This is a genomic window from Rhodococcus sp. P4_C10 (assembly GCF_056402135.1).
The window spans coordinates 1-18,120 of sequence record NZ_JBFUHZ010000059.1 but is presented as its reverse complement, the minus strand read 5'-3'; the positions used below and the strand labels follow the sequence as shown (position 1 = coordinate 18,120).

Annotated in this window: 17 protein-coding genes and 3 pseudogenes; 5 read left to right on the top strand and 15 right to left on the bottom strand. The window is 64.6% G+C overall.

The window, feature by feature from the left end:
• A pseudogene (locus AC1DWC_RS24780) lies at positions 1–302 on the top strand (hypothetical protein); the annotation flags it as partial.
• Positions 303–527: 225 nt separating this feature from the next.
• Here the strand turns inward: AC1DWC_RS24780 and AC1DWC_RS24775 are convergent.
• Together AC1DWC_RS24775 and AC1DWC_RS24770 are read right to left on the bottom strand one after the other, a co-directional pair.
• Positions 528–677: pseudogene (locus AC1DWC_RS24775) on the bottom strand (zinc finger domain-containing protein); the annotation flags it as partial.
• Between the two features lie 58 nt (positions 678–735).
• A complete protein-coding gene (locus AC1DWC_RS24770) occupies positions 736–984 on the bottom strand; it encodes a hypothetical protein (protein WP_477912315.1) in 249 nt (82 codons plus the stop codon).
• A gap of 112 nt (positions 985–1,096) precedes the next feature.
• Here AC1DWC_RS24770 and AC1DWC_RS24765 point away from each other — a divergent pair, with 112 nt between their 5' ends.
• Positions 1,097–1,609: a hypothetical protein gene (locus AC1DWC_RS24765; RefSeq protein WP_477912313.1), complete on the top strand. Its 513-nt coding sequence runs from the start codon at positions 1,097–1,099 to the stop codon at positions 1,607–1,609.
• Between the two features lie 135 nt (positions 1,610–1,744).
• On the opposite strand, the gene AC1DWC_RS24760 is transcribed toward AC1DWC_RS24765, so the two are convergent.
• The gene (locus AC1DWC_RS24760) at positions 1,745–3,385 is read right to left on the bottom strand and encodes a class I adenylate-forming enzyme family protein (protein WP_477912311.1); all 1,641 of its coding nucleotides are present in this window, start codon (positions 3,383–3,385) and stop codon (positions 1,745–1,747) included.
• 121 nt (positions 3,386–3,506) lie between these two features.
• Here AC1DWC_RS24760 and AC1DWC_RS24755 point away from each other — a divergent pair, with 121 nt between their 5' ends.
• A complete protein-coding gene (locus AC1DWC_RS24755; RefSeq protein WP_477912309.1) occupies positions 3,507–4,370 on the top strand; it encodes a TetR-type transcription factor C-terminal domain-containing protein in 864 nt (287 codons plus the stop codon).
• A 6-nt stretch (positions 4,371–4,376) separates the two neighbouring features.
• Here the strand turns inward: AC1DWC_RS24755 and AC1DWC_RS24750 are convergent, their stop codons facing one another.
• The 7 genes and pseudogenes from AC1DWC_RS24750 to AC1DWC_RS24720 all read right to left on the bottom strand — a co-directional run bounded on the left by AC1DWC_RS24750 (position 4,377) and on the right by AC1DWC_RS24720 (position 10,071).
• Positions 4,377–5,204, bottom strand: a complete 828-nt coding sequence (locus tag AC1DWC_RS24750) for an SDR family NAD(P)-dependent oxidoreductase (RefSeq protein ID WP_477912307.1) — start codon at positions 5,202–5,204, stop codon at positions 4,377–4,379.
• Positions 5,204–6,879, bottom strand: a pseudogene (locus AC1DWC_RS24745) (class I adenylate-forming enzyme family protein). Before AC1DWC_RS24745 ends, AC1DWC_RS24750 begins: the two are co-directional and overlap by 1 nt.
• Entirely contained in the window at positions 6,876–7,841 is a 966-nt protein-coding gene (locus AC1DWC_RS24740) for a cyclase family protein (protein ID WP_477912305.1), read from the bottom strand. The pseudogene AC1DWC_RS24745 and the gene AC1DWC_RS24740 overlap by 4 nt, the downstream one beginning before the upstream one ends.
• A 199-nt stretch (positions 7,842–8,040) precedes the next feature.
• Positions 8,041–8,436: a hypothetical protein gene (locus tag AC1DWC_RS24735; protein WP_477912303.1), complete on the bottom strand. Its 396-nt coding sequence runs from the start codon at positions 8,434–8,436 to the stop codon at positions 8,041–8,043.
• 454 nt (positions 8,437–8,890) lie between these two features.
• Positions 8,891–9,343, bottom strand: a complete 453-nt coding sequence (locus AC1DWC_RS24730) for a hypothetical protein (protein ID WP_477912301.1) — start codon at positions 9,341–9,343, stop codon at positions 8,891–8,893.
• A 108-nt stretch (positions 9,344–9,451) separates the two neighbouring features.
• Positions 9,452–9,778, bottom strand: coding sequence for a hypothetical protein (locus AC1DWC_RS24725; protein WP_477912299.1), 327 nt, complete (start codon positions 9,776–9,778; stop codon positions 9,452–9,454).
• The gene (locus AC1DWC_RS24720) at positions 9,775–10,071 is read right to left on the bottom strand and encodes a hypothetical protein (protein ID WP_477912297.1); all 297 of its coding nucleotides are present in this window, start codon (positions 10,069–10,071) and stop codon (positions 9,775–9,777) included. The genes AC1DWC_RS24725 and AC1DWC_RS24720 overlap by 4 nt, the downstream gene beginning before the upstream one ends.
• A 512-nt stretch (positions 10,072–10,583) precedes the next feature.
• Between AC1DWC_RS24720 and vanR-O the strand changes: the two genes are divergently transcribed.
• Together vanR-O and vanS-O are read left to right on the top strand one after the other, a co-directional pair.
• Positions 10,584–11,276 carry a vancomycin resistance response regulator transcription factor VanR-O gene (vanR-O, locus tag AC1DWC_RS24715; RefSeq protein ID WP_077043363.1) on the top strand — a complete coding sequence of 231 codons (693 nt, stop codon included), beginning with the start codon at positions 10,584–10,586 and terminating at the stop codon, positions 11,274–11,276.
• Entirely contained in the window at positions 11,269–12,369 is a 1,101-nt protein-coding gene (gene vanS-O / locus AC1DWC_RS24710) for a vancomycin resistance histidine kinase VanS-O (protein WP_477912295.1), read from the top strand. Before vanR-O ends, vanS-O begins: the two co-directional genes overlap by 8 nt.
• Here the strand turns inward: vanS-O and AC1DWC_RS24705 are convergent.
• Genes AC1DWC_RS24705 through vanH form a run of 5 tightly spaced genes read right to left on the bottom strand, consistent with a single transcriptional unit; the run spans position 12,302 to position 16,788 of the window.
• A complete protein-coding gene (locus AC1DWC_RS24705) occupies positions 12,302–13,453 on the bottom strand; it encodes a UDP-N-acetylglucosamine--N-acetylmuramyl-(pentapeptide) pyrophosphoryl-undecaprenol N-acetylglucosamine transferase (protein WP_097210858.1) in 1,152 nt (383 codons plus the stop codon). The genes vanS-O and AC1DWC_RS24705 overlap by 68 nt on opposite strands.
• Positions 13,453–14,061, bottom strand: a complete 609-nt coding sequence (locus tag AC1DWC_RS24700; RefSeq protein WP_477912293.1) for a hypothetical protein — start codon at positions 14,059–14,061, stop codon at positions 13,453–13,455. Before AC1DWC_RS24700 ends, AC1DWC_RS24705 begins: the two co-directional genes overlap by 1 nt.
• A 32-nt stretch (positions 14,062–14,093) precedes the next feature.
• A complete protein-coding gene (gene vanX / locus AC1DWC_RS24695; protein WP_097210860.1) occupies positions 14,094–14,702 on the bottom strand; it encodes a D-Ala-D-Ala dipeptidase VanX in 609 nt (202 codons plus the stop codon).
• The gene (gene vanO / locus AC1DWC_RS24690) at positions 14,699–15,739 is read right to left on the bottom strand and encodes a D-alanine--(R)-lactate ligase VanO (RefSeq protein WP_477912292.1); all 1,041 of its coding nucleotides are present in this window, start codon (positions 15,737–15,739) and stop codon (positions 14,699–14,701) included. Before vanO ends, vanX begins: the two co-directional genes overlap by 4 nt.
• Positions 15,736–16,788: a D-lactate dehydrogenase VanH gene (vanH, locus tag AC1DWC_RS24685; protein WP_477912290.1), complete on the bottom strand. Its 1,053-nt coding sequence runs from the start codon at positions 16,786–16,788 to the stop codon at positions 15,736–15,738. The genes vanO and vanH overlap by 4 nt, the downstream gene beginning before the upstream one ends.
• Positions 16,789–18,120: the final 1,332 nt, after the last annotated feature.

Below are 18,120 nucleotides of genomic sequence, written 5' to 3'. Positions count from 1 at the left end.
TCACCGAGCACTTCCACACGGTCTTCCGCGAGGGCGAAGAGGAGGAATTCGACTGGATGATCGAGCCCGACGGTAGCTGGGACCTCGCCGAACGACTCGAAGTCTTCGGCTGGAGCGAGAACGGCGACCTTCTCCTCTGGGACGTCGCAAGCCGCAATGCCGACGAGGAGTTTCCGGTGTGGGAATCGCGCGGCATGAACACCCTCCACCTGCTCGGCTCGAGCCTTGACGAGGCGCTTCTCAAGCTGCGCGAGCGCTCCGAGGCCCAGGTCATTGAGCCGCTGAGACCTGCCCGTCTCTGACCCACAGCTCATCCGGATCCGCTCGAGGCTGAGATCCGCCGGGACGCCACCGCGACCCGAGGCGCTCCGGCGTCAAGCAGCAGCGCCTGCAAGCCACGGACACGTTCACGTCGCGCTGCACGCCGATCGCTCGCTCCGCGTTGACGTAGACCTGAGCCACAGAGCCAGAAGCGACTGCGCTCACGCGCCAAGTCTCGACATCCTTCCCGGCATTGAACACGAGCGTCAGCGCCGTCGCTGGCACCTCGGGCAGAAGTGCGAACCGCGGTTCATGAAGGCCTCCCGCACCATCGGCGTGCCGCAACGCGGGCACGGCTTGCCGGCGCGCCCGTAGGCGTTCAGGGAGTGCTCGAAGTACCCGGATGCCCTGTTGACGTATGACCGCAGGGTCTGCCCATCGCCCCCCGACTAAACACAGCCTTCTCAGCGGTGGTCACACATGGCGAAGATCGATGTCCGAAAGCGACTTGGGCACGTACGGGATTGGACGAGATGCACTTTTTACGTTCTGTTCGCCATCGTCCGCGAGTGCATTGAGGTCGGCAGCCTTCTTGTCGGAGATACGCACAGGCGCATCGTCGCTCGCCGTGTCGACGCGATGCAATCGGCCAGGAGTGGGATCCATTGCTGTGCGGTCCGTGAACGAGCCGGTTGTGGGGTCATGGCGTAGCAGATTCGCCACCTTTCGATCCGGCGGTACACCTGTATTGACGGGCTTCGCCGATTCTCCCGAGATCCGTCAAAGTAGCGGGGCGCGTCCCGTCAATCTTCGCTGCATCTCGACACTGGTACACATGTACCTCACGAAGGTGTCCGGTTCGGGAGCGCTCGTCAACGAGATCCGTGACTTCCACCCGGCAGGTTTCCAGTTGGTGAAGGCTCGCCTGAACGTCAAATGGCTGATCGGGAATCAGCAGTGGGAGGACGTCACCGGTACCGCCGTCGTCGGTAACAACGCCGGCATCGCCAAGGGCGGCGGGTGGACCACCACAGGTGGCGGAGTCATCGCCTTGGAAACCACCTACAAGGTCCCGGATAACGCCACAGTCGGCTCCAAGCTCGACAGCGGCGCCGGCACCAACATCGTGCTCGCGGCTGGTGACTGGAACATCAACCCGATGGGCGTGTGCGTCACCGTTCGTCCGCCGAACCCCGTCGAGGCCGGCTCGGGCAGCCTCGAGGATCTGGGCTTCGGTTCGGTGAACACCGGATCGGGCCAGGTCTTCGGATCCGTCACCGACCCGCAGGGTTCGATCACCAACGTGGTCGGCGGAATCCTGGGCAATGTGCTCGGCAACCTGAGCTGACTGAGCGCGCCCGTGACGGGCGCGCTCGGCGCGTGACGACGAGGACCTCCGGTTCGAGCGTGTCGTGTCCCGGACACGACGGTCGACCGGAGGTCCTCGCGTTCGTGTGCGCTGCCTCGGGCTCGCCTCGACGGCTCACAGTCGACTGCGAATCAGCTTTCCGGTGACGGTTCTCGGCAGAGCGGCCACGAACTGGACTTCACGCGGATACTTGAATGCGGCCATCGAACGGCGGCCGTACTCGATGAGATCCAGCTCGCGGAGTTCCGAGCCGTCGCGGACGACGACGAAAGCCTTCACCGACTCGCCTCGGTAGTCGTCCGGAATGCCAACCACCGAAGCTTCTTTCACGTCGGGATGGTTCAGTAGAACCTCTTCGACCTCGCGCGGCCAGATCTTGTAGCCCGATGCGTTGATGACGTCGTTCTTGCGGTCCAGGACGTAGAACCATCCGTCCCGGTCCATGAACCCGACATCGCCGGTCGGAAACGTGGTTGTGCCGGGGACGGTTTCGCCGTCGTCGGGGTTCGGCCAGTATCCGTGGGCCACCTGTGGCCCCGTGGTCACCAGCTCGCCCACGTCGCCTACCGGAACGTCCTGGCCGGAGTCGTCGACCACGCGTACGTACGTGTTGTACAACGGAATTCCGACCGAGAGCACCCCGGTTTCGGCATCCACCGGTGCTCGCCGGCCGAACGGTACGGCGTGCGATGGGGAACTCGTCTCGGTCTGGCCGTACATGTTGTGGATGTACTTGCCGAATACGGTTTCGAGGCGGCTCAGAACGGTGGGGGAGACCGGCGCACCGCCGGAGTAGAGCGCGGACAGCGAGTCGAGGTCGGTGGCGTCCGCCCCGGCATCGGCCAGCGCGATGTAGGCGGTGATCGCCGCCATCGCGAACGTCGGTCGATGCTCACGAACGGAATCGAGCATCACCTCCGGGTGGAAGCGGTGGGTCAGCACGAGCGGTGATCCCAGGAGGAATCCCACCATCACGTGTCCGACCAAGCCCGAGACGTGGAACAGCGGCGAGAGCCCGAGCACACAGTCGCCCGGACCCAGTTGTGCCCAGTCCCGGTACACCTGCGCGCTGAAGACGAGGTTGCGATGAGACAGCATGGCCCCCTTCGGAAAACCGGTGGTTCCGGAGGTGTACATGATCATCGCCAACTCTCCCGGCCCCGGGCTGTCGGTGATCGTCGGACGGTGCGCGCGGTCGTGGGCGGCAACCAGTTCGTACAGGTCCGTGGCGCCGGTCGGGATCCGGCGGCTCGCGGCGAACAGGCGGGCGTCGTTGCGGCTCTGGCCGTCGAGTGCCGACACGGTGACGATGTTGCCGATGGGACATTCACGAAGCGCTGCCTGAGCAACGGTCTCGAACACGTCCTCGAGGATCAGAATTGCGTTGGGACGGCAGTCGCTCACGAAATGGGCGAACTCCCGTTCCTTGCACATCGGGCTGAGCGACACGGATGTGCCGCCCGCACGCCACGCCGCGACGACACCGATCAGGAACGCCGGGTTGTTCTGCGTGCACACCGCCAGGCGGTCTCCGCGGCCGAATCCCCGTTCTTGGAGGTGACAGGCCAGAGCATCCGCCGCCGCGGACAGTTCACCGTAGGTGAGCGTGCCGTCGAAGTAGTGGATGGCGACGTCCGCCGGCGCCCGCTGCACGGCGGCGTCGAACATCGCCAACGCGTTGTCGAAGTCGGGAGTGATCGAATCGGGATGCTCGGCGGGGAAACTGGCGAGCCACGGCCTGTTCGGGGATGTCACCTTCTCACCTCTCTCGATCCCGCACTGCTTGCCGCCTCGGAGGACGCTCGGCGAGACGCACTAAACCCTACGACACGGAGACATCATCGGACGCGGTGATCCGATCGCTACGATGTTCAGCATGGCTGAACGAGCTGCTGTCGCGGTGGGCCCGAATGTGCGCCGCGAGCGAAACCTCGTGGGCGTGACCCTTCGCGAGTTGGCGGCACGGATCGGCGTCAGCGTCGGAACGATGAGCGCGATCGAGAACGACAAGGTCTCGCCCACGCTGATGCGCCTTCAGGAGATCGCCGACGAACTCCAGATTCCGATCAAACGGTTGCTCAGCGGGCCGGTCGCCGATTCGTCGCCGCCGGTCCCGGATCCGGCCGCAACCGACGCGGGCGCGTGGCGTGAATTCGCGCCGTTGTCGGTTGATCCGGTGTTGCGTTCGGCAATAGATGTCTTCACGGAGACCGGCTACCACGCCGCGACCATGCGGATGATCGCCGACGGCGCCGGCATCAGTGTGGCCGGCGTCTATCACCACTACCGCAGTAAGCAGAGCCTGTTGGTCGCCATCTTCGAGTTGATCATCGAGGAGGTGCAGGTCCGCTTGATTCGCGCCCGTGACGAGGGCGGAGCGGATCCGGTCGAGCGCTACTCGAACATGGTAGAGGCGCTCGCGCTCTATTACGTGGTGCGCAGCGACATTGCGGTAGTGGGCACCAACGAGACACGAAGCTTGGAAGAACCGGCAGCGGGCCGCATCGCTGCGGAGCGCCGCGGGATGCAGGACTTGATGGACACCGAACTCGATCGGGCGGCCGCTGCGGGTGCGGTCGTACATCCCCGGCCGCACACGACTGCGCGGGCCGTCACGACGATGTGTGCTGCGCTGCCCCAGTGGTTCGACCCGACCGGGCCCCTCTCCCCGGAGCAGATCGCGCAGGAGTACGCCGGTCATGCCCGCGCGATGCTGGGCATGCGACCGGCGTACTCCTAGCGTCGATCAGTCGACTTCGGCGTCGGTGACGCGCCGATGTCGCTGCATGCCGGAGATCCAACGATCGATGTCGGCAGCTTTCCGTGCTCGGAAGTCGGCCACCTCGGCGTGGGGAAGAACGAGGAACTGGTTGTGAGCGACACCGTCGACCGCTTGGCGGGCAACCTCTTCCGGTGTCATCACTTCCCCCGCCCGGGTGATCGTGGCGGCGGCCGATCGCATCTGCCGGTCCGATGATTCGGAGGCGTCACCGATCATCGCGGTCGCGATGCCCATCGGGCACACGCAGGTCACCGATACGCCCAGGTCGCCGTACGTCACGGCGAGCCACTCGGCGAAACCCACGACGGCGTGCTTGGTCACCGAGTACGTCGGCGAACCCAACTGCGTCAGCAACCCCGCTGCCGAGGCGATGGACACGAACCGACCGCCGCCTCGCTGCAGCCACGACGGGACGAGGAGGCGGGCGGCACGGACGTGCGCCTGGACGTTGACCTCCCACGAGGTACTCCACTCCTGCTCCGTGGCATCCAGGCCGAAGCCCTGGAAGACACCGGCATTCGCGACGTACAGGTCCACCGGGCCGAATGTCGAGTCGGCGAGCGCCAGGGTTCGTTCGATGTCGTGCGAGTCGGCGGCGTCGCCGGCGATCCACTCGACCCGATCGCCGTGTACCCGACGCAGCGTTTCGCCCGCCACCTGCAGGCCGTCCTCGTCCCTGTCGGCCAGGACCACACGACATCCGCGACCCAGCAACTCGCGCCCCAACGCGAACCCGAGGCCGTGGGCAGCGCCGGTGACAACGGCGACCGACTCATTCAGTTCGGGCCCCATCACAGCGCTCCCGCCGCTGGAATTCCGTTGTCGCGGAAAGCCCGCCGCAGGATCTTCCCGGTAGCGGTCTTCGGTAGCTCGGAGACCACCACGATCGAGCGCGGATACTTGTATGCGGCCATGCGCTCGCGACAGAACTGGATCAACTCCTCCTCGGTCGCCGACGCGCCCGAGGCCAACGATACGAATGCCTTGACGGTCTCGCCGCGGTACTCGTCGGGAACGCCCACGACCGCTGCCTCCCGCACGGCGGGGTGCCCGTACAGCACGTCCTCGACCTCTCGCGGCCACACCTTGTAGCCGGAGGCGTTGATCATGTCCTTCTTGCGGTCGACCAGATAGAACCATCCGTCCGCGTCCATGAATCCGACATCCCCGGTACGCAACTCACCACCCGGCATGGATGCGGCGGTCGCCTCCGGATTGTTCCAGTAGCCGGGGGCCACCTGGGGACCGGTCGCGGCGAACTCCCCGATCTGTCCGGCGGGAACCTCGTTGCCGTTCTCGTCGAGAACCCGTACGACGGTGTTGAACACGGGCACGCCGACCGAGAGGGCACCGGATTCGTGATCGACGGGTGCACGCATCCCCGCGGGCACCGCGTGCGTGGGCGAACTGGTCTCGGTCAGCCCGTAGATATTGTGGATGTAGGTCCCGTACATCGATTCCAGGCGGTCTGCGACCGCCGGTGCCACAGGTGCACCGCCCGAGTAGATCGCCCGCAACGACGAGAAGTCGTCGGGACACGCGCCGTCCGCGCCGGCGAGTGCGATCAAAGCGGTGATCGCTCCGATGGTGAACGCCGGACGGTGCTCTCGGATCGAATCGAGCATGACCTCCGGCTGGAAGCGGTGCGAGAGGACGAGCGGTGACGCGGTCAGGAACGCCACCATGATGTGCCCGACGAGTCCGGAGATGTGGAAGAGCGGGGCGATTCCGAGCACGGGATCGCCGTCACGCAGATGCGCCCAGTCGCGGTATGTCTGGGCGTTGAACGCAAAGTTCGCGTGAGTGTTGACGGCGCCCTTCGGCTTGCCGGTCGTACCCGAGGTGTAGGTGAGGATCGCGAGGTCGTCGCCGTCGATGCTCACCGGGTCGGGCTTTCGCCCGTCGTGGTTGCCGATGATGGTGTACAGGTCAGCGGTGGCGAGGCTTCTCCGGGTCGCTCCACCGAACAGGCGATCGTCGTTGCGGCGCTGTCCGTCGAGCCCCGACGTCGTCACGACCAGTTCTACCGTCGTTTCTTCCTGTGCGAGTACGGGTTCCGCCACCGACTCGTCAAGTCTTCGAGGGCGAGCAATGCACGCGCGCCCGAATCCTGCAGCAGGTACGTGACCTCGCGCTGCTTGTTCATCGGATTGACGGCGACGGCGGCACCACCGCACTTCCACGCTGCCAGCAGTCCGATGACGAATGCCGGGTTGTTCTGAACGAAGAGCGCCAGGCGATCGCCACGGCCGAAGCCCCCGCGTTGCAAGTGGTTCGCGAGTGCATCGGAGGCGGCATCGAGTTCGCCGAAGGTCGCCGATCCGTCGAAGTACCTGACGGCGGGCATCGCCGAGGCGCGCCGCACCGCCGATCCGAACACCTCGAGACCGTTGTGGAACTCGGGGGCGATCTCGGGGCCGAGTCCCTCCGGGTAGAGGCGCAGCCAGGGACGGTCCCGGTAGGTCACTTGATCACCACCGGGTTGACCGGGGCGCCGGTGGCCTGATGAATCTTGAGCGGGGCTGCGACATAGAAGAACTCGTAGGTTCCGTCGGCGGCGCAGTCGGCGGCGAGACTCTCGAGATCGCAGATCTCGGTGAAGGCCACGCCGAGGTTGCGCATCAGGGCGTTGTGCAGGACCAGCGCCATCCCGTTGTGGGGATCGGTGGTCACCTCGTTCGCAATGGTGTCGGTGACCAGGTTGGGAATCTCCTTGTCCCGGAACCATTCGACCAACTCGGGGGAGTAGACCAGGCCCGGCTCGCAGAAGTCCGCGTAGAACGCCTCCCGGTCGCGGAAGAACATCTCGAGATGGTTGGTGCGGATGATGATGATGTCGCGGTTGCGGATCTCGATGCCCTGTCGTTCCGCGCAGGCCTCGAGGTCCTTGTGGTCGAACGTCTCGCGCTGCCCGAGGTACTCCTTGTCGAAGTGGCGGGCCATGTCGAGCAGGATCGCCCGGCCGACGATTCCGCGCCGGGCGATCGGTTCCACGCTGGCCTTGGACATGCCGCCGACCGTGCTGCGGGCGTCGTAGCCGTTCCAGATCTTGCCGTCGTACCAGACGTGGCCGAGGGCGTCGTACTGCGTCGAGCCCTGCAGGAAGGCCTCGATCTTGTCGTCGGCGTAGTGGAGTCCGCCCGGGAAGCATGGGCCCGAACCGCCTTCGTCCCAATCCGATTCGTCGTAGATCATCTCGCGCTCGGCCGGCTCGCGGCCGGGCCACACCGGATCGCCCTTCGGGTCGCCGATAAGTCGCTGGAGGGTGAAGACCGACCCCCGTCGGATCAACGCCGCACCGGCGAGGACCTGCTCCGTGGTCAGGTAGTTGAGGCTTCCGACTTCGTCGTCGGCCCCCCACTTGCCCCAGTTGCTGGGCGATGCTGCCAGCAGATCCGTGAGATCTGACAGTTCGATGTCGGTCGACATGCGCTTTCCTTCCTCCCAATGAACTGAACCGAGCGATCGTTCGGGTTGTTCAGTGAGAGGGTGGCAGGCGGAAGGCTGCGTAGTCAACCCCCAATTGGGCGTGCGGCACTACCGTGCAGGGTCGCGTGTTCAGCCAGAATGAACAATAGGGGGCCGCCTGTTCCCTTGGGGCGGGTGGAACGCGCAGTCGCTGGAATCGTCAGGACTGCGGAGGCTCGGGTCGGCATCGAGCTCCGTCGAGATAGTGCCCGTACTTGTGTTCGGTGGTGAAACTGTTGATGTACTTGTGGAGCTCGCGGTCCGCGAGGAGGGCGGCGAGCGCCTTCGCAGCTTCGGTGTTCGGTTCGATCCCTCGCGCGTTGATGGGTTTTCCATCGGAGATGAGTGCGGGGTCGAGTTCGCCGGCCTGGAACACCACCCCGAGGATCAGATTGTTCGCTTCGGCACGGGCGTCGGCAGCAGCTTGGAAGTAGTCCAAACGCAGCTGGGTGCATGGATCCGCATCGTCGGCGCATCCCGCGACTGCCGTCGGGGCGACGAGACTCATTGCGGCAGGGGCGATCCGCATCCGCGGCGCCCTTGGCATTGTGACCATTTGACTCATCGTCCAGTGGTAGGGGTGGGTGGTTCGGTGAGGAACGGATCGGGTTCGTACGGGGCGCAAGACTTGTCGCGCTGCTCACTCAATGACGGAATATTTGCCCTCGACTGCAGCAAGGGTCCGGTTGGCGTGCGACGAGTAAGCCTTGTCCGTAGGACCGCGTCGTGGCAGATGTGGCACCAGCTCGACCAGAGCTGCGAAAAGAACATATTCGCCCGGAATTTCGGCGACAACTGTCGTGGAAGATCTTGAAAGCTACAGGCCGATCGGACAAGAAGATCCGGAACCTACACCCTGCCGCAGACACCGAATCTTGAGACAGAATTCGGACATGTTGAGATGTTGAGACAAGAACCTGGGGTTTTGTGATCCGATGAGACGGACGCATCCCGAATGACCAGCAGGTGAGGTTGTCTCCGGTCCAGTTGCGTTGACTCGCTGATACCGGTTACGGCTGGCCGGGTGCGATCCCGAATGCCGCCCGGAGTTGGCCATGCAGTTCGCGTGCATCTTCCTGGTATGTAACCGAGGCGCCGTAGAGCGCCTCGAACGCGGCCTGCCTCGGGTCCGGCTTTGCGGCCGCGAAGATCGTGGGGAGCGCAAACGCGGGACGGCTGATCGGACCCATGTCGAACGGGTCGAACTCCCCGATGGAGTAGATCACGCCCTGTCTGTTACTCACACGGTCCGGCGCTTCTCGTCGGCGCTCGGCCTCGAAGTGTGCGGATGCTGTGGCCGGGTCGTCGAACGGCGATGGCAGTGGGTCACCGGCGTGCAGCGTCGCCAACGCGGGTGTGATCCAGGGTCGGTCGGCGAGGCCAGCGAACTTGTACGCCTTGGTGACGCACCATCGCGCGACCTCGCGTAGCCGGGTGTCGTCCATGTCGATGAGTGCGAGCACGAGGGCGCGGTCGTACTTGGCGAGGTGCTGTCCGCCGTTGTACTCAAGCAGTTCGGGGATTGGGTCACCGCCGCCCCATGCCCGACGTTCCCTCTCGGCGGACTCGGCTCAAAGTTCGGACGGTTTGACCGTGCGGCTGACGCCTCCTGGCCCGGACACCGTGATCCACTTCGGCTCATCCGATTCCACCGGCTCCACTGTGGGCTCGGGGAGCGGGCTGTCCTCGGGGATCCCGTATCCGGGCATGTCCCACATCTGAGCCGGCTGCGGTGCGGTTCCATCGTTGGGCCACAGCCGGATCCGCCACACATCGCCTGGATTAGTGGTTCCGGGCCAGCCGTAGTTGACGAACCCACGGCCGTTGACCTCTATCAGATAGTCACCTTCGGGGACCTCGCAGAAGACCTCGCCCGTGGTGGGTGAGGCGATCATCATCTGCCCGGCCTCGGAGATCCGGAGTTGTTCCTCGCAAACCTGCTGCCACTCGTCCCGGTCCGAGGGCGGGCGCCGTCCCACAACTGCACGGCGATCGGCATCTCGAAGTTGTTCTGGTGCGGGCTCAGCACCACCAGCGCCTTGCCGTCACCAGCGCACGGCAGCGCAGCCTGCGCCTGCGCGAGCAGTTCGAATTCGTCCTCGAAATCCGCGAGGCCTCCGGAGAGACTGAACAGTCCGTAGTCCATCGCCAGGACCACGGCCTGCTCACTGATCTGACTCGCGCTGCTCATCTCTCGATTGTCTGTGAACCTCAAGCGACGTGCTCGTACACAGCTTGCTCAGTGGCCAGCATTCGCGAAGGTGTGCGCCTCGCTAGAGCTGGATGCCGTCGTCAGCGGCGTCGTTCGCGGCTGCGAGCATGGCCTGGAGTAGTGCTGGCTGAGGTTCGCTATGCCAGGGTGCTGGCGATCGAAGACTGTCGCGCCGTCGGGGAGGGCTCCGTCAGATTCAGTCATGTCGCCATCGGCATCGGTCCGCGTATCTCTGGTGCCGCCTACCTCAGACCCGCACTGCACCAGGTCCAGTCGTCCCCGATGGCGATCCCGACCGGTCTACGACGATCCCGACGGTCATAGCGAAGATGACGAGGACCAGGCCGACAACGGTCGGTCTGGGAGTCCTGCGGGTCTTCGGTCGTGCTGCGGTCTGGCCCACACTGCTCAATCAAGGCAATGCGCTGTTGCCAGCCCGAAGGCGATTTTTGATACGCCGGCGATATACGCGGCCGCCTAACATGGCGAGCATGCGTGTGTTGGTCGTCGAGGACGAGCGGTTCATGGCGGAAGCCATCCGCGATGGGCTGCGCCTGGAAGCGATCGCGGCCGACATCGCCGGTGATGGGGACACTGCCCTGGATCTGTTGGGCGTCAACGCCTACGACATCGCCGTCCTCGACCGTGATATCCCCGGCCCCTCCGGTGACGAGATCGCCCAGCGCATCGTCGCTTCCGGTGGCGGCATACCAATCCTGATGCTCACTGCCGCGGACCGGATGGACGACAAGGCCTCCGGGTTCGAGCTCGGTGCCGACGACTACCTCACCAAGCCGTTCGAGCTGCAGGAGCTCGTGCTCCGTCTCCGGGCCCTCGACCGCAGGCGCGCGCACAGCAGGCCGCCCGTGCGGGAGATCGCTGGTCTGCAGCTGGACCCGTTCCGTCGCGAGGTCTACCGGGACGGCCGGTACGTCGCGCTGACCCGGAAGCAGTTCGCGGTGCTCGAAGTTCTCGTCGCTGCCGAGGGCGGTGTGATCAGCGCCGAGGAGTTGCTGGAGCGGGCGTGGGACGAGAACGCCGATCCGTTCACGAATGCCGTGCGCATCACGGTCTCGACGTTGCGCAAGCGGCTCGGCGAACCGTGGCTGATCGCCACGGTGCCGGGGGTCGGGTACCGCATCGATACCGAACCGGACGCCAGAGGCGGGGGCGACGGTGGATAGAGCGCCTGGGTTGGGCGTTCGCCTCAAACTCACTCTCAGTTATGCCGGGTTCCTCATGCTCGCTGGTGTCTTGCTCCTTGCGGCGGTTTGGGTCTTCCTGCTGAGAGGGCGGTCCACGAATTTCCAATTCCCTGATCTGGCCGACTTTGCCCGGGTCTTCGACCCGAGCAACTTCGGTCCCGTGGTGTTTGTCCCAGCAGCGATCTTGGCGCTCGGGTTCTTGCTGGTGTTCGGCCTTGTGGGTGGTTGGATTCTCGCGGGCCGAATGCTTGCCCCGTTGACGCGCATTACGCGCGCCGCGCGGGAGGCGGGGAGTGGCTCGCTGTCGTACCGGATCGAACTGGAGGGACGCAACGACGAGTTCCGTGAACTTGCCGATGCCTTCGACGCCATGCTCGCACAGCTCGAAGCACGAGACGCCGCGCAGCAGCGATTCGCCGCCAACGCCTCCCACGAGCTGCGCACCCCGCTGGCGATCACACAAACCCTTCTCGATGTCGCCCGCAACGATCCGAACCGCGACGGCGGCGAGCTCGACGAACGCCTCCGCGCTGTCAACGCACGAGCGATCGAGCTCACCGAGGCATTGCTCCTGCTCAGCCGTACCGACCAACGGTCCTTCAGCCGAGAAGACGTCGATCTGTCGCTCATCGCGGAAGAAGCCGCCGAGACACTCCTCCCGTTCGCGGAGAAGCACGGCGTCAGCATCGAGACCTCCGGGGACATCGCGCCGGTCATCGGCTCACACGCACTCTTGCTGCAGTTGACTACGAACCTTCTGCACAATGCGATCGTCCACAACGTCCCCGAGCACGGCAGCGTGCAGATCAGCACCGCCATCGGCTCCGAGTCCGTCATGCTCACGGTCGAGAACACCGGCGACAAGCTCAGTCCACAGTTGGTCTCGACACTCACCGAGCCGTTTCAGCGCGGCACTGCTCGCACCCGCGGGGACGATGCGAGGGTGGGCCTTGGCCTGGCGATCGTCAAGAGCATCACTCAGGCACACGACGGATCCCTCACGCTCAGCCCCCGAGCTGCCGGCGGGCTCTCCGTCGCAGTGCGACTGCCCGCCGCTCAGCGACGACCGTAAGCACGTGCCGGGCCAGCAGCGAACCCACGTCGGGTGCGCCGGCTGCCAACGCATGAGCCGACATCACCGCTCTCCGCTCGGTATCCGCGAGCAGCGGGATCAGAGTGGTCTCGATCCATCCTGCGTTGAGATCGGCATCGTCGACGATCACTGCCCCGCCGGCAGCAACGACCGCCTCGGCGTTCAAGCGCTGCTCACCGCCGCGCAGCGGCAGCGGCACATAGGCGGCCGGTAAGCCGACAGCGGCGAGTTCGGCGCACGTCATCGCCCCCGAGCGGCAGATCGCGAAGTCGGCTGCGGCGTAGGCGTACTGCATCTCATCGACGTACGGGACGACGACGTAGGGCGGGTCGCCGGGGTCGCCGTCGGGCGGCTCGACCATGCGCTGTGGCCCGGTGATGTGCAGCACCTGCACGCCGGCCGCCCGCAACGCTGTTACAGCGCCGGCCACGGCGGCGTTGATCGCTTGAGCTCCCTGCGAACCGCCAGTGACCATCAGTACCGGCTCGTCCAGGCGCAGGCCGAACCGTTGCCGAGCCGCCTCGCGCAGCGCGGCCCGGTCGAGCCTGGTGATCGCCGGCCGCAGCGGGATGCCGATCGCGCTGGCGTGAGCCAGGTGGACACGGGGCGCGGCGGTAAATACGTGGGTCGTCATCCGGGCCGCCAGTCGGTTCGCCACTCCAGGCCGGGCATTCGCCTCATGGACGACGATCGGCATTCCCCGCTGGCGTGCGGCAAGATAAGCGGGCATGGCCACGTAGCCCCCGAAGCCCACCACGACCTCGGCCCGCACGCGGTCGAGTACGGCTCCGGTCGCCCGGACGGAGTCGCGCAGTCTGCCCGGCGTGTGCAGCAGGTCGCGGCTCAGCTTGCGCGGCAGTGGCACGGGCGGGATAAGTTCGAGCGAATAGCCGCGGGCAGGGATGAGCGTGGTGTCCAGGCCACGGACAGTGCCGAGCGCGGTGATCTCGGCCGTGGGCTCCAGCAGGCTCAGCGCGTCGGCGAAGTTCATCGTGGGCTCTATGTGCCCGGCCGAATGGCCGCCCGCGACAACGACGCGCGGTGCGGGTTCGCCAGCCAGCATCACGATGCCCCTCTGACCAAGATTCCTCGGTTGGCATGAAACCGCTCGAACACATGCATGGGCAGCGATGCAGAGTCTGAATTGTGGGAGTAGCCCGACGGATTATGAAACCGCACCACTCCATCATCGACTGCATAGATCAGCACAAGATGGCCTCCTCGTCGCGGCTCGTAGGTGTTGGGATCGCGAATCTCGGGTGATACCGAAGCGATCATGACCTGCCCGGGCCGCAGCTCTCGGGCCGATACCTGAATCGGGGTGTGCTCGACCAGTTGGCAGTCGAATCCGAATTGTGTGCTGACCCACGCCATGAATGGCCTGTAGAGCAGGCCGTGGACCTTGCCCGAAGGCTCCACCACATAGCAACCCCACTCGACGGCCAGCGCAAGGAGTTCGCCTATCGACAGTCGGACGTCAGTCCAGCCGTGGAGCAGCGACTGGAGACACGCCAAGCCGCAGACCTTGCGGGACCAGAACAGGTACTCCTCGCTCGAGGGGTATCCGTCGGAGGCCCAGTCGTACAGTTTCGATGGATCGGTGTGTCGCAAGAAGACCTCCAGCCCCGATGGGCCGGTGCGCCGCATCACGACCTCGTCGTTGTTCGCCAAACGCCCCCACTGCGAGACACAATGGAGACCCATCACGTGATCGGAAAGTCGAAGTAGACATCTGGATATGGTTCGCGTTTCAGCGTGTAGTGCCACCACTCGCAGTCGTACCGATCAAATCCGCAGTCCTCCATGATGGAACGAAGAAGCTCACGATTCTTGGACTCGATTGGCTTGATTCCTCGCGCTCGATGACGTGAGATCGGGTCCATGAGGTCGTGGTCGCCACCCATAGGAGCAAGTTCACCGGTCGCAAGGTGATAGAGCGTCAGGTCAACGGCGCCGCCCCTACTGTGGCCCGACTGGGTTGCCACGTATCCCTTTTCGAGCATCTCGGGTCTGTCGATATTGGGATAGTGCCGCTGCTTCGTCTGGCCATCCTCCGGCTGTTCTGACCAGCGTAGGAAGCTGTCGACGGCGCGTCGAGGACGGTAGCCGTCCCAGAGAAGCAATCCGAAGCCGAGGGAAGCTGCCTTCTCGCGTGCTTGCTCGAGGGCCGCGCACAAAGCCCGGGTGCCGACGATTCGATTCGCGAGGTAGCCGTCTACCGGTTTGCCGGTGAAGTTGTCCCACGTGGCGTACTTGGCATCCCAGCGGACTCCGGGCACCCAGTCGTCGACGTAGACGAAGTCGTCGTTCATCGCTTCTTCCCGTGCATTGTCATCGAGATGAGCCGGTCGATCATGTCGGAGATCGGCAGTCCCGCGGCGGCCATCATCCGCGGGTACCGGCTGTACGACGTCATGCCGGGCATGGTGTTGACCTCGTTGAGGACCACCCGTCCGTCGTCGGTGAGGAACATGTCAACGCGGGCAAGTCCCTTGCAGCCCAGGGTGCGGTAGATGGCCTTGGCGGTCTCTTGGACGAGCCGGCGCGATTCGTCGGAGATGTCGGCGGGAACGATGAACGTCGAGTTCTCCGATCCGGTTTCGGGTGAGTCCTCCTGGTGGATCCTGAAGAATCCGTGCGAGAGGTCGACGCGGTCCACCTCCCCAGTGATCAGGCCGAATAGTTCACCCATGACCGCGCAGCCGATCTCGCTGCCGGCCACGGCTTCTTCGATCAGGACCTTCGAGTCGTACTGTCGCGCCGCGCTCAGCGCGTTCGGCAGCTCGTCTTCACGGGTGACCTTGCTGACGCCGAAAGATGAACCCGAACGGGCCGGCTTCACGAAGACCGGATAGCGAAGATGATCGGCGTCGACCTTCTCGTTCTCCGCGACAACCCAAAAGCTCGGCGTGGCGATTCCCGCGCTCTTGGCCACGGTGTAGGCCAGGGCCTTGTCCATGCACACAGCCGAGCCCTGGATGTCGCAGCCGACGTAGGGGATGCCGGCGAGCTCCAGCAGACCTTGGATCGCGCCGTCTTCGCCGAGCTTGCCGTGAAGTACGGGGAAGACGAGGTCGAGGCGCACGGTTTCGTAGCCCCCCTGCTCCATGACCAGCAGGCCGTGCACACTTCGATCGGGTGACAGCACGGCGGGACGGGCGCGGCGATTCTCCCAATCCGCGTCGGGGCCGTCACAGAGCTTCCACTCGCCGCCGGTCGTGATGCCGATCCAGAACGGTTCGTACTTCTCCGTGTCGAGATTTCTTGCCACCTCTCGCGCCGACTTGATGGAGACGGGATGTTCTTCGGAAGCCCCTCCGAAGATGACCCCGACCTTCAATCTGCTCATGCTGTTCTCCCACTTTCAAAGTTGAGGCAGTTGACGAGGCTGTTTTCGACGGTGTCGTTCAGGGCGTGGTCTGTGTAGTAGGCGGAGTGCGGACTGATCAGCACATTCGGCAGGCGCTGTAGCCGCACCAGGGCCTTGTTCTCGATGAGCTTTCTTCTGCAGTCGGCGTAGAAGATCCCTTCCTCTCCTTCGACGACATCGAGCGCCGCGCCGCCCAACCGGCCGCTCTCCAATGCGGAGAGGAGGGCCTCGGTGTCGAGCAGCGGTCCGCGACCCGTGTTGACGATGTACGCGCCGTGCTTCATCTGGTCGATGCGTCGGCGATCGAGGAGATGGTGTGTGTCCGCGGTGAGTGGAGTGTGGAGCGTGACAATGTCGCTCTGCCGCAGCAGTTCATCGAGCGGAACGTAGTCGGCGGAGGCGTGAGGCCTGCTGTCATGTGCCAGCACTTGGCAGCCAAATCCCTGCAGCCGGTCGATGACTGCTGTGCCGATGCGCCCTGTTCCGATCACCCCGACGGTCAAGTCGCGCAGCTCCCTGCCACGCGTGTCATTCAGCCGGTAATCATGCGTATCGGTGCGGCGGACAATTGATTTCGCGTGGCGTACGGTCATCAGCATCAACATCAGTGTGTAGTCGCCCACGCTGTCGGGCGAGTAGTCGACGTTGCCGACCGAGATGCCGATGCTCGCCGCGAATTCCACGTCGATGTGGTTGTACCCGACGCTTCTGGTGGAGATGTACTCCACTCCTACTCGGCTCAGCGCCAGCAGCGTGGAATTGTCGATCTGCGTCTTGTGGCTCACGCTGATGCATCGGTTGCCACGCGCCAGTTCAGCGTTGGTTTCACTGACCGCTTCCTCGGTGATGCTTGGCGTTAGCCCGAGACGGGTTCCCATCTCGCGGAACAAAACGGCTTCGTCGTGACCGCATCCGAAAACTCTGACCCCAGTGGTCGGGACGGCCGAGGGTGACGAATCGTCGAGCGCTCGGACGCGCCGCTCCGCGATCACTTCGCTGTCGATCAAACCCAGGTCGCTGTAGGACATGCCGAAAGTCAAGACAACGCGGTGTTGCCAGCGCGTATGCAATTTTCGATATGCGGACGATATGCCGCCCGTGGGGTTGCGTTCGGAAGCGGCATGCGCGGAACGAAACAGCGGCAAGATGTCCGCGCTGGCGCCGTAGCCTGAAGAAGCTCGCGCTCACGAGTTACGCTCACGAGTTGTGAGCGCGGCGGCGACCTCGTCAAGGCGGGCCCCGCGGGAGGCCTTGACGAGCACTACGTCTGCGCGGGCTGCGGCGTACTCCCCGACGGCGTGGTGTTCGGCCCGTGTACACCGCGAAGAATCCGCCGGCGACGAGTCCAAACGCAACCCAGCCTCACCCTGGAACGCAAGCTGTATGCCTGCTGGCGACGACGTCACCGTTTCAGCGCGCCCGCCCGCCAACTACTCGACATCGCCATCACCAACGAACAGGCCAATAGCTAAGTCGCTCAGCCCGTTCCGGTCACGCCGAACTGACAGGTCTATGCGCTCAGATGAGCCGCGTCGGTGCATGACTATGCCGGCAGCGGTCTCGCACGGGTTTGATGCGGGGCGGTCCGGCCACGTCTCATGTCGTGACGAACCGCATCCGCGCCTACGAAAGCTCGAAGGGCGGGCTTTCATCATCGCCAACGATGCCCTCCGCACAAGCACGCATCTGTGCCCAGCGGATCGTGTGCATCCGGCCGACGGAGTCCTGCGTCACAGTGCGCTCGCCAGCGACACAGCCCCGAATCCCCGCCGATTCCGCCGACGCTCCATGTGCACTCGTCACAGACCACATCCCCTGGTGGCCAGTACTCCGTGTGCGCCGAGAAGTTCGCAGGATGTCTACACCAGTTCATCAAAGAAGGTAACTGAGCCTTACCTTACGCATCGTGTCTCAACGTGGGATATCGATACCGTCTCAACCGCCGCGTATCCCATGGTCGTTGTCTCATCTTTCGACGCGGGCGGCAACCACCACGCTTGTCGACTTGCAGCGAAGATTAGCGAAACGCGACGCTGGTTCAACTAGCGCGGCTCGACGCGATCCTGGGCTCTACCTGCGATGTCTACGGTCAACTGGCGTCCGATGTCGGGCGAGGAGTACTGCCGGATCCCTGCAGTGTCCGGACACGAACGCGTCGTGTTCCTGGTGTGGACTGACGGTCGCCGCCGTCACTCCATCTGGCTCCAGGGGCGTGGCTCCAGCAACCCGACCATAATCGAGTCATGAGTGTCCCCGCGCCTGAATCCCCCTCGTTCGAGCATGTCGACTTCGAGGCACTCGATTCGTTCCGTTTCCCGGACGGCGGCGGGTACCCCCAGAGCTACCGCGAGTTTGTTCGC

Coding starts and splice junctions, on each gene's coding strand:
- vanX (WP_097210860.1), bottom strand. CDS start 14,702: ATGAACGACGACTTCGTCTACGTCGACGACTGGGTGCCCGGAGTCCGC.
- AC1DWC_RS24735 (WP_477912303.1), bottom strand. CDS start 8,436: ATGGTCACAATGCCAAGGGCGCCGCGGATGCGGATCGCCCCTGCCGCA.
- vanO (WP_477912292.1), bottom strand. CDS start 15,739: ATGAGCAGATTGAAGGTCGGGGTCATCTTCGGAGGGGCTTCCGAAGAA.
- AC1DWC_RS24705 (WP_097210858.1), bottom strand. CDS start 13,453: ATGCTGGCTGGCGAACCCGCACCGCGCGTCGTTGTCGCGGGCGGCCAT.
- AC1DWC_RS24740 (WP_477912305.1), bottom strand. CDS start 7,841: ATGTCGACCGACATCGAACTGTCAGATCTCACGGATCTGCTGGCAGCA.
- vanH (WP_477912290.1), bottom strand. CDS start 16,788: ATGTCCTACAGCGACCTGGGTTTGATCGACAGCGAAGTGATCGCGGAG.
- AC1DWC_RS24750 (WP_477912307.1), bottom strand. CDS start 5,204: ATGGGGCCCGAACTGAATGAGTCGGTCGCCGTTGTCACCGGCGCTGCC.
- AC1DWC_RS24755 (WP_477912309.1), top strand. CDS start 3,507: ATGGCTGAACGAGCTGCTGTCGCGGTGGGCCCGAATGTGCGCCGCGAG.
- AC1DWC_RS24765 (WP_477912313.1), top strand. CDS start 1,097: ATGTACCTCACGAAGGTGTCCGGTTCGGGAGCGCTCGTCAACGAGATC.
- AC1DWC_RS24720 (WP_477912297.1), bottom strand. CDS start 10,071: ATGAGCAGCGCGAGTCAGATCAGTGAGCAGGCCGTGGTCCTGGCGATG.
- vanR-O (WP_077043363.1), top strand. CDS start 10,584: ATGCGTGTGTTGGTCGTCGAGGACGAGCGGTTCATGGCGGAAGCCATC.
- AC1DWC_RS24725 (WP_477912299.1), bottom strand. CDS start 9,778: ATGATGATCGCCTCACCCACCACGGGCGAGGTCTTCTGCGAGGTCCCC.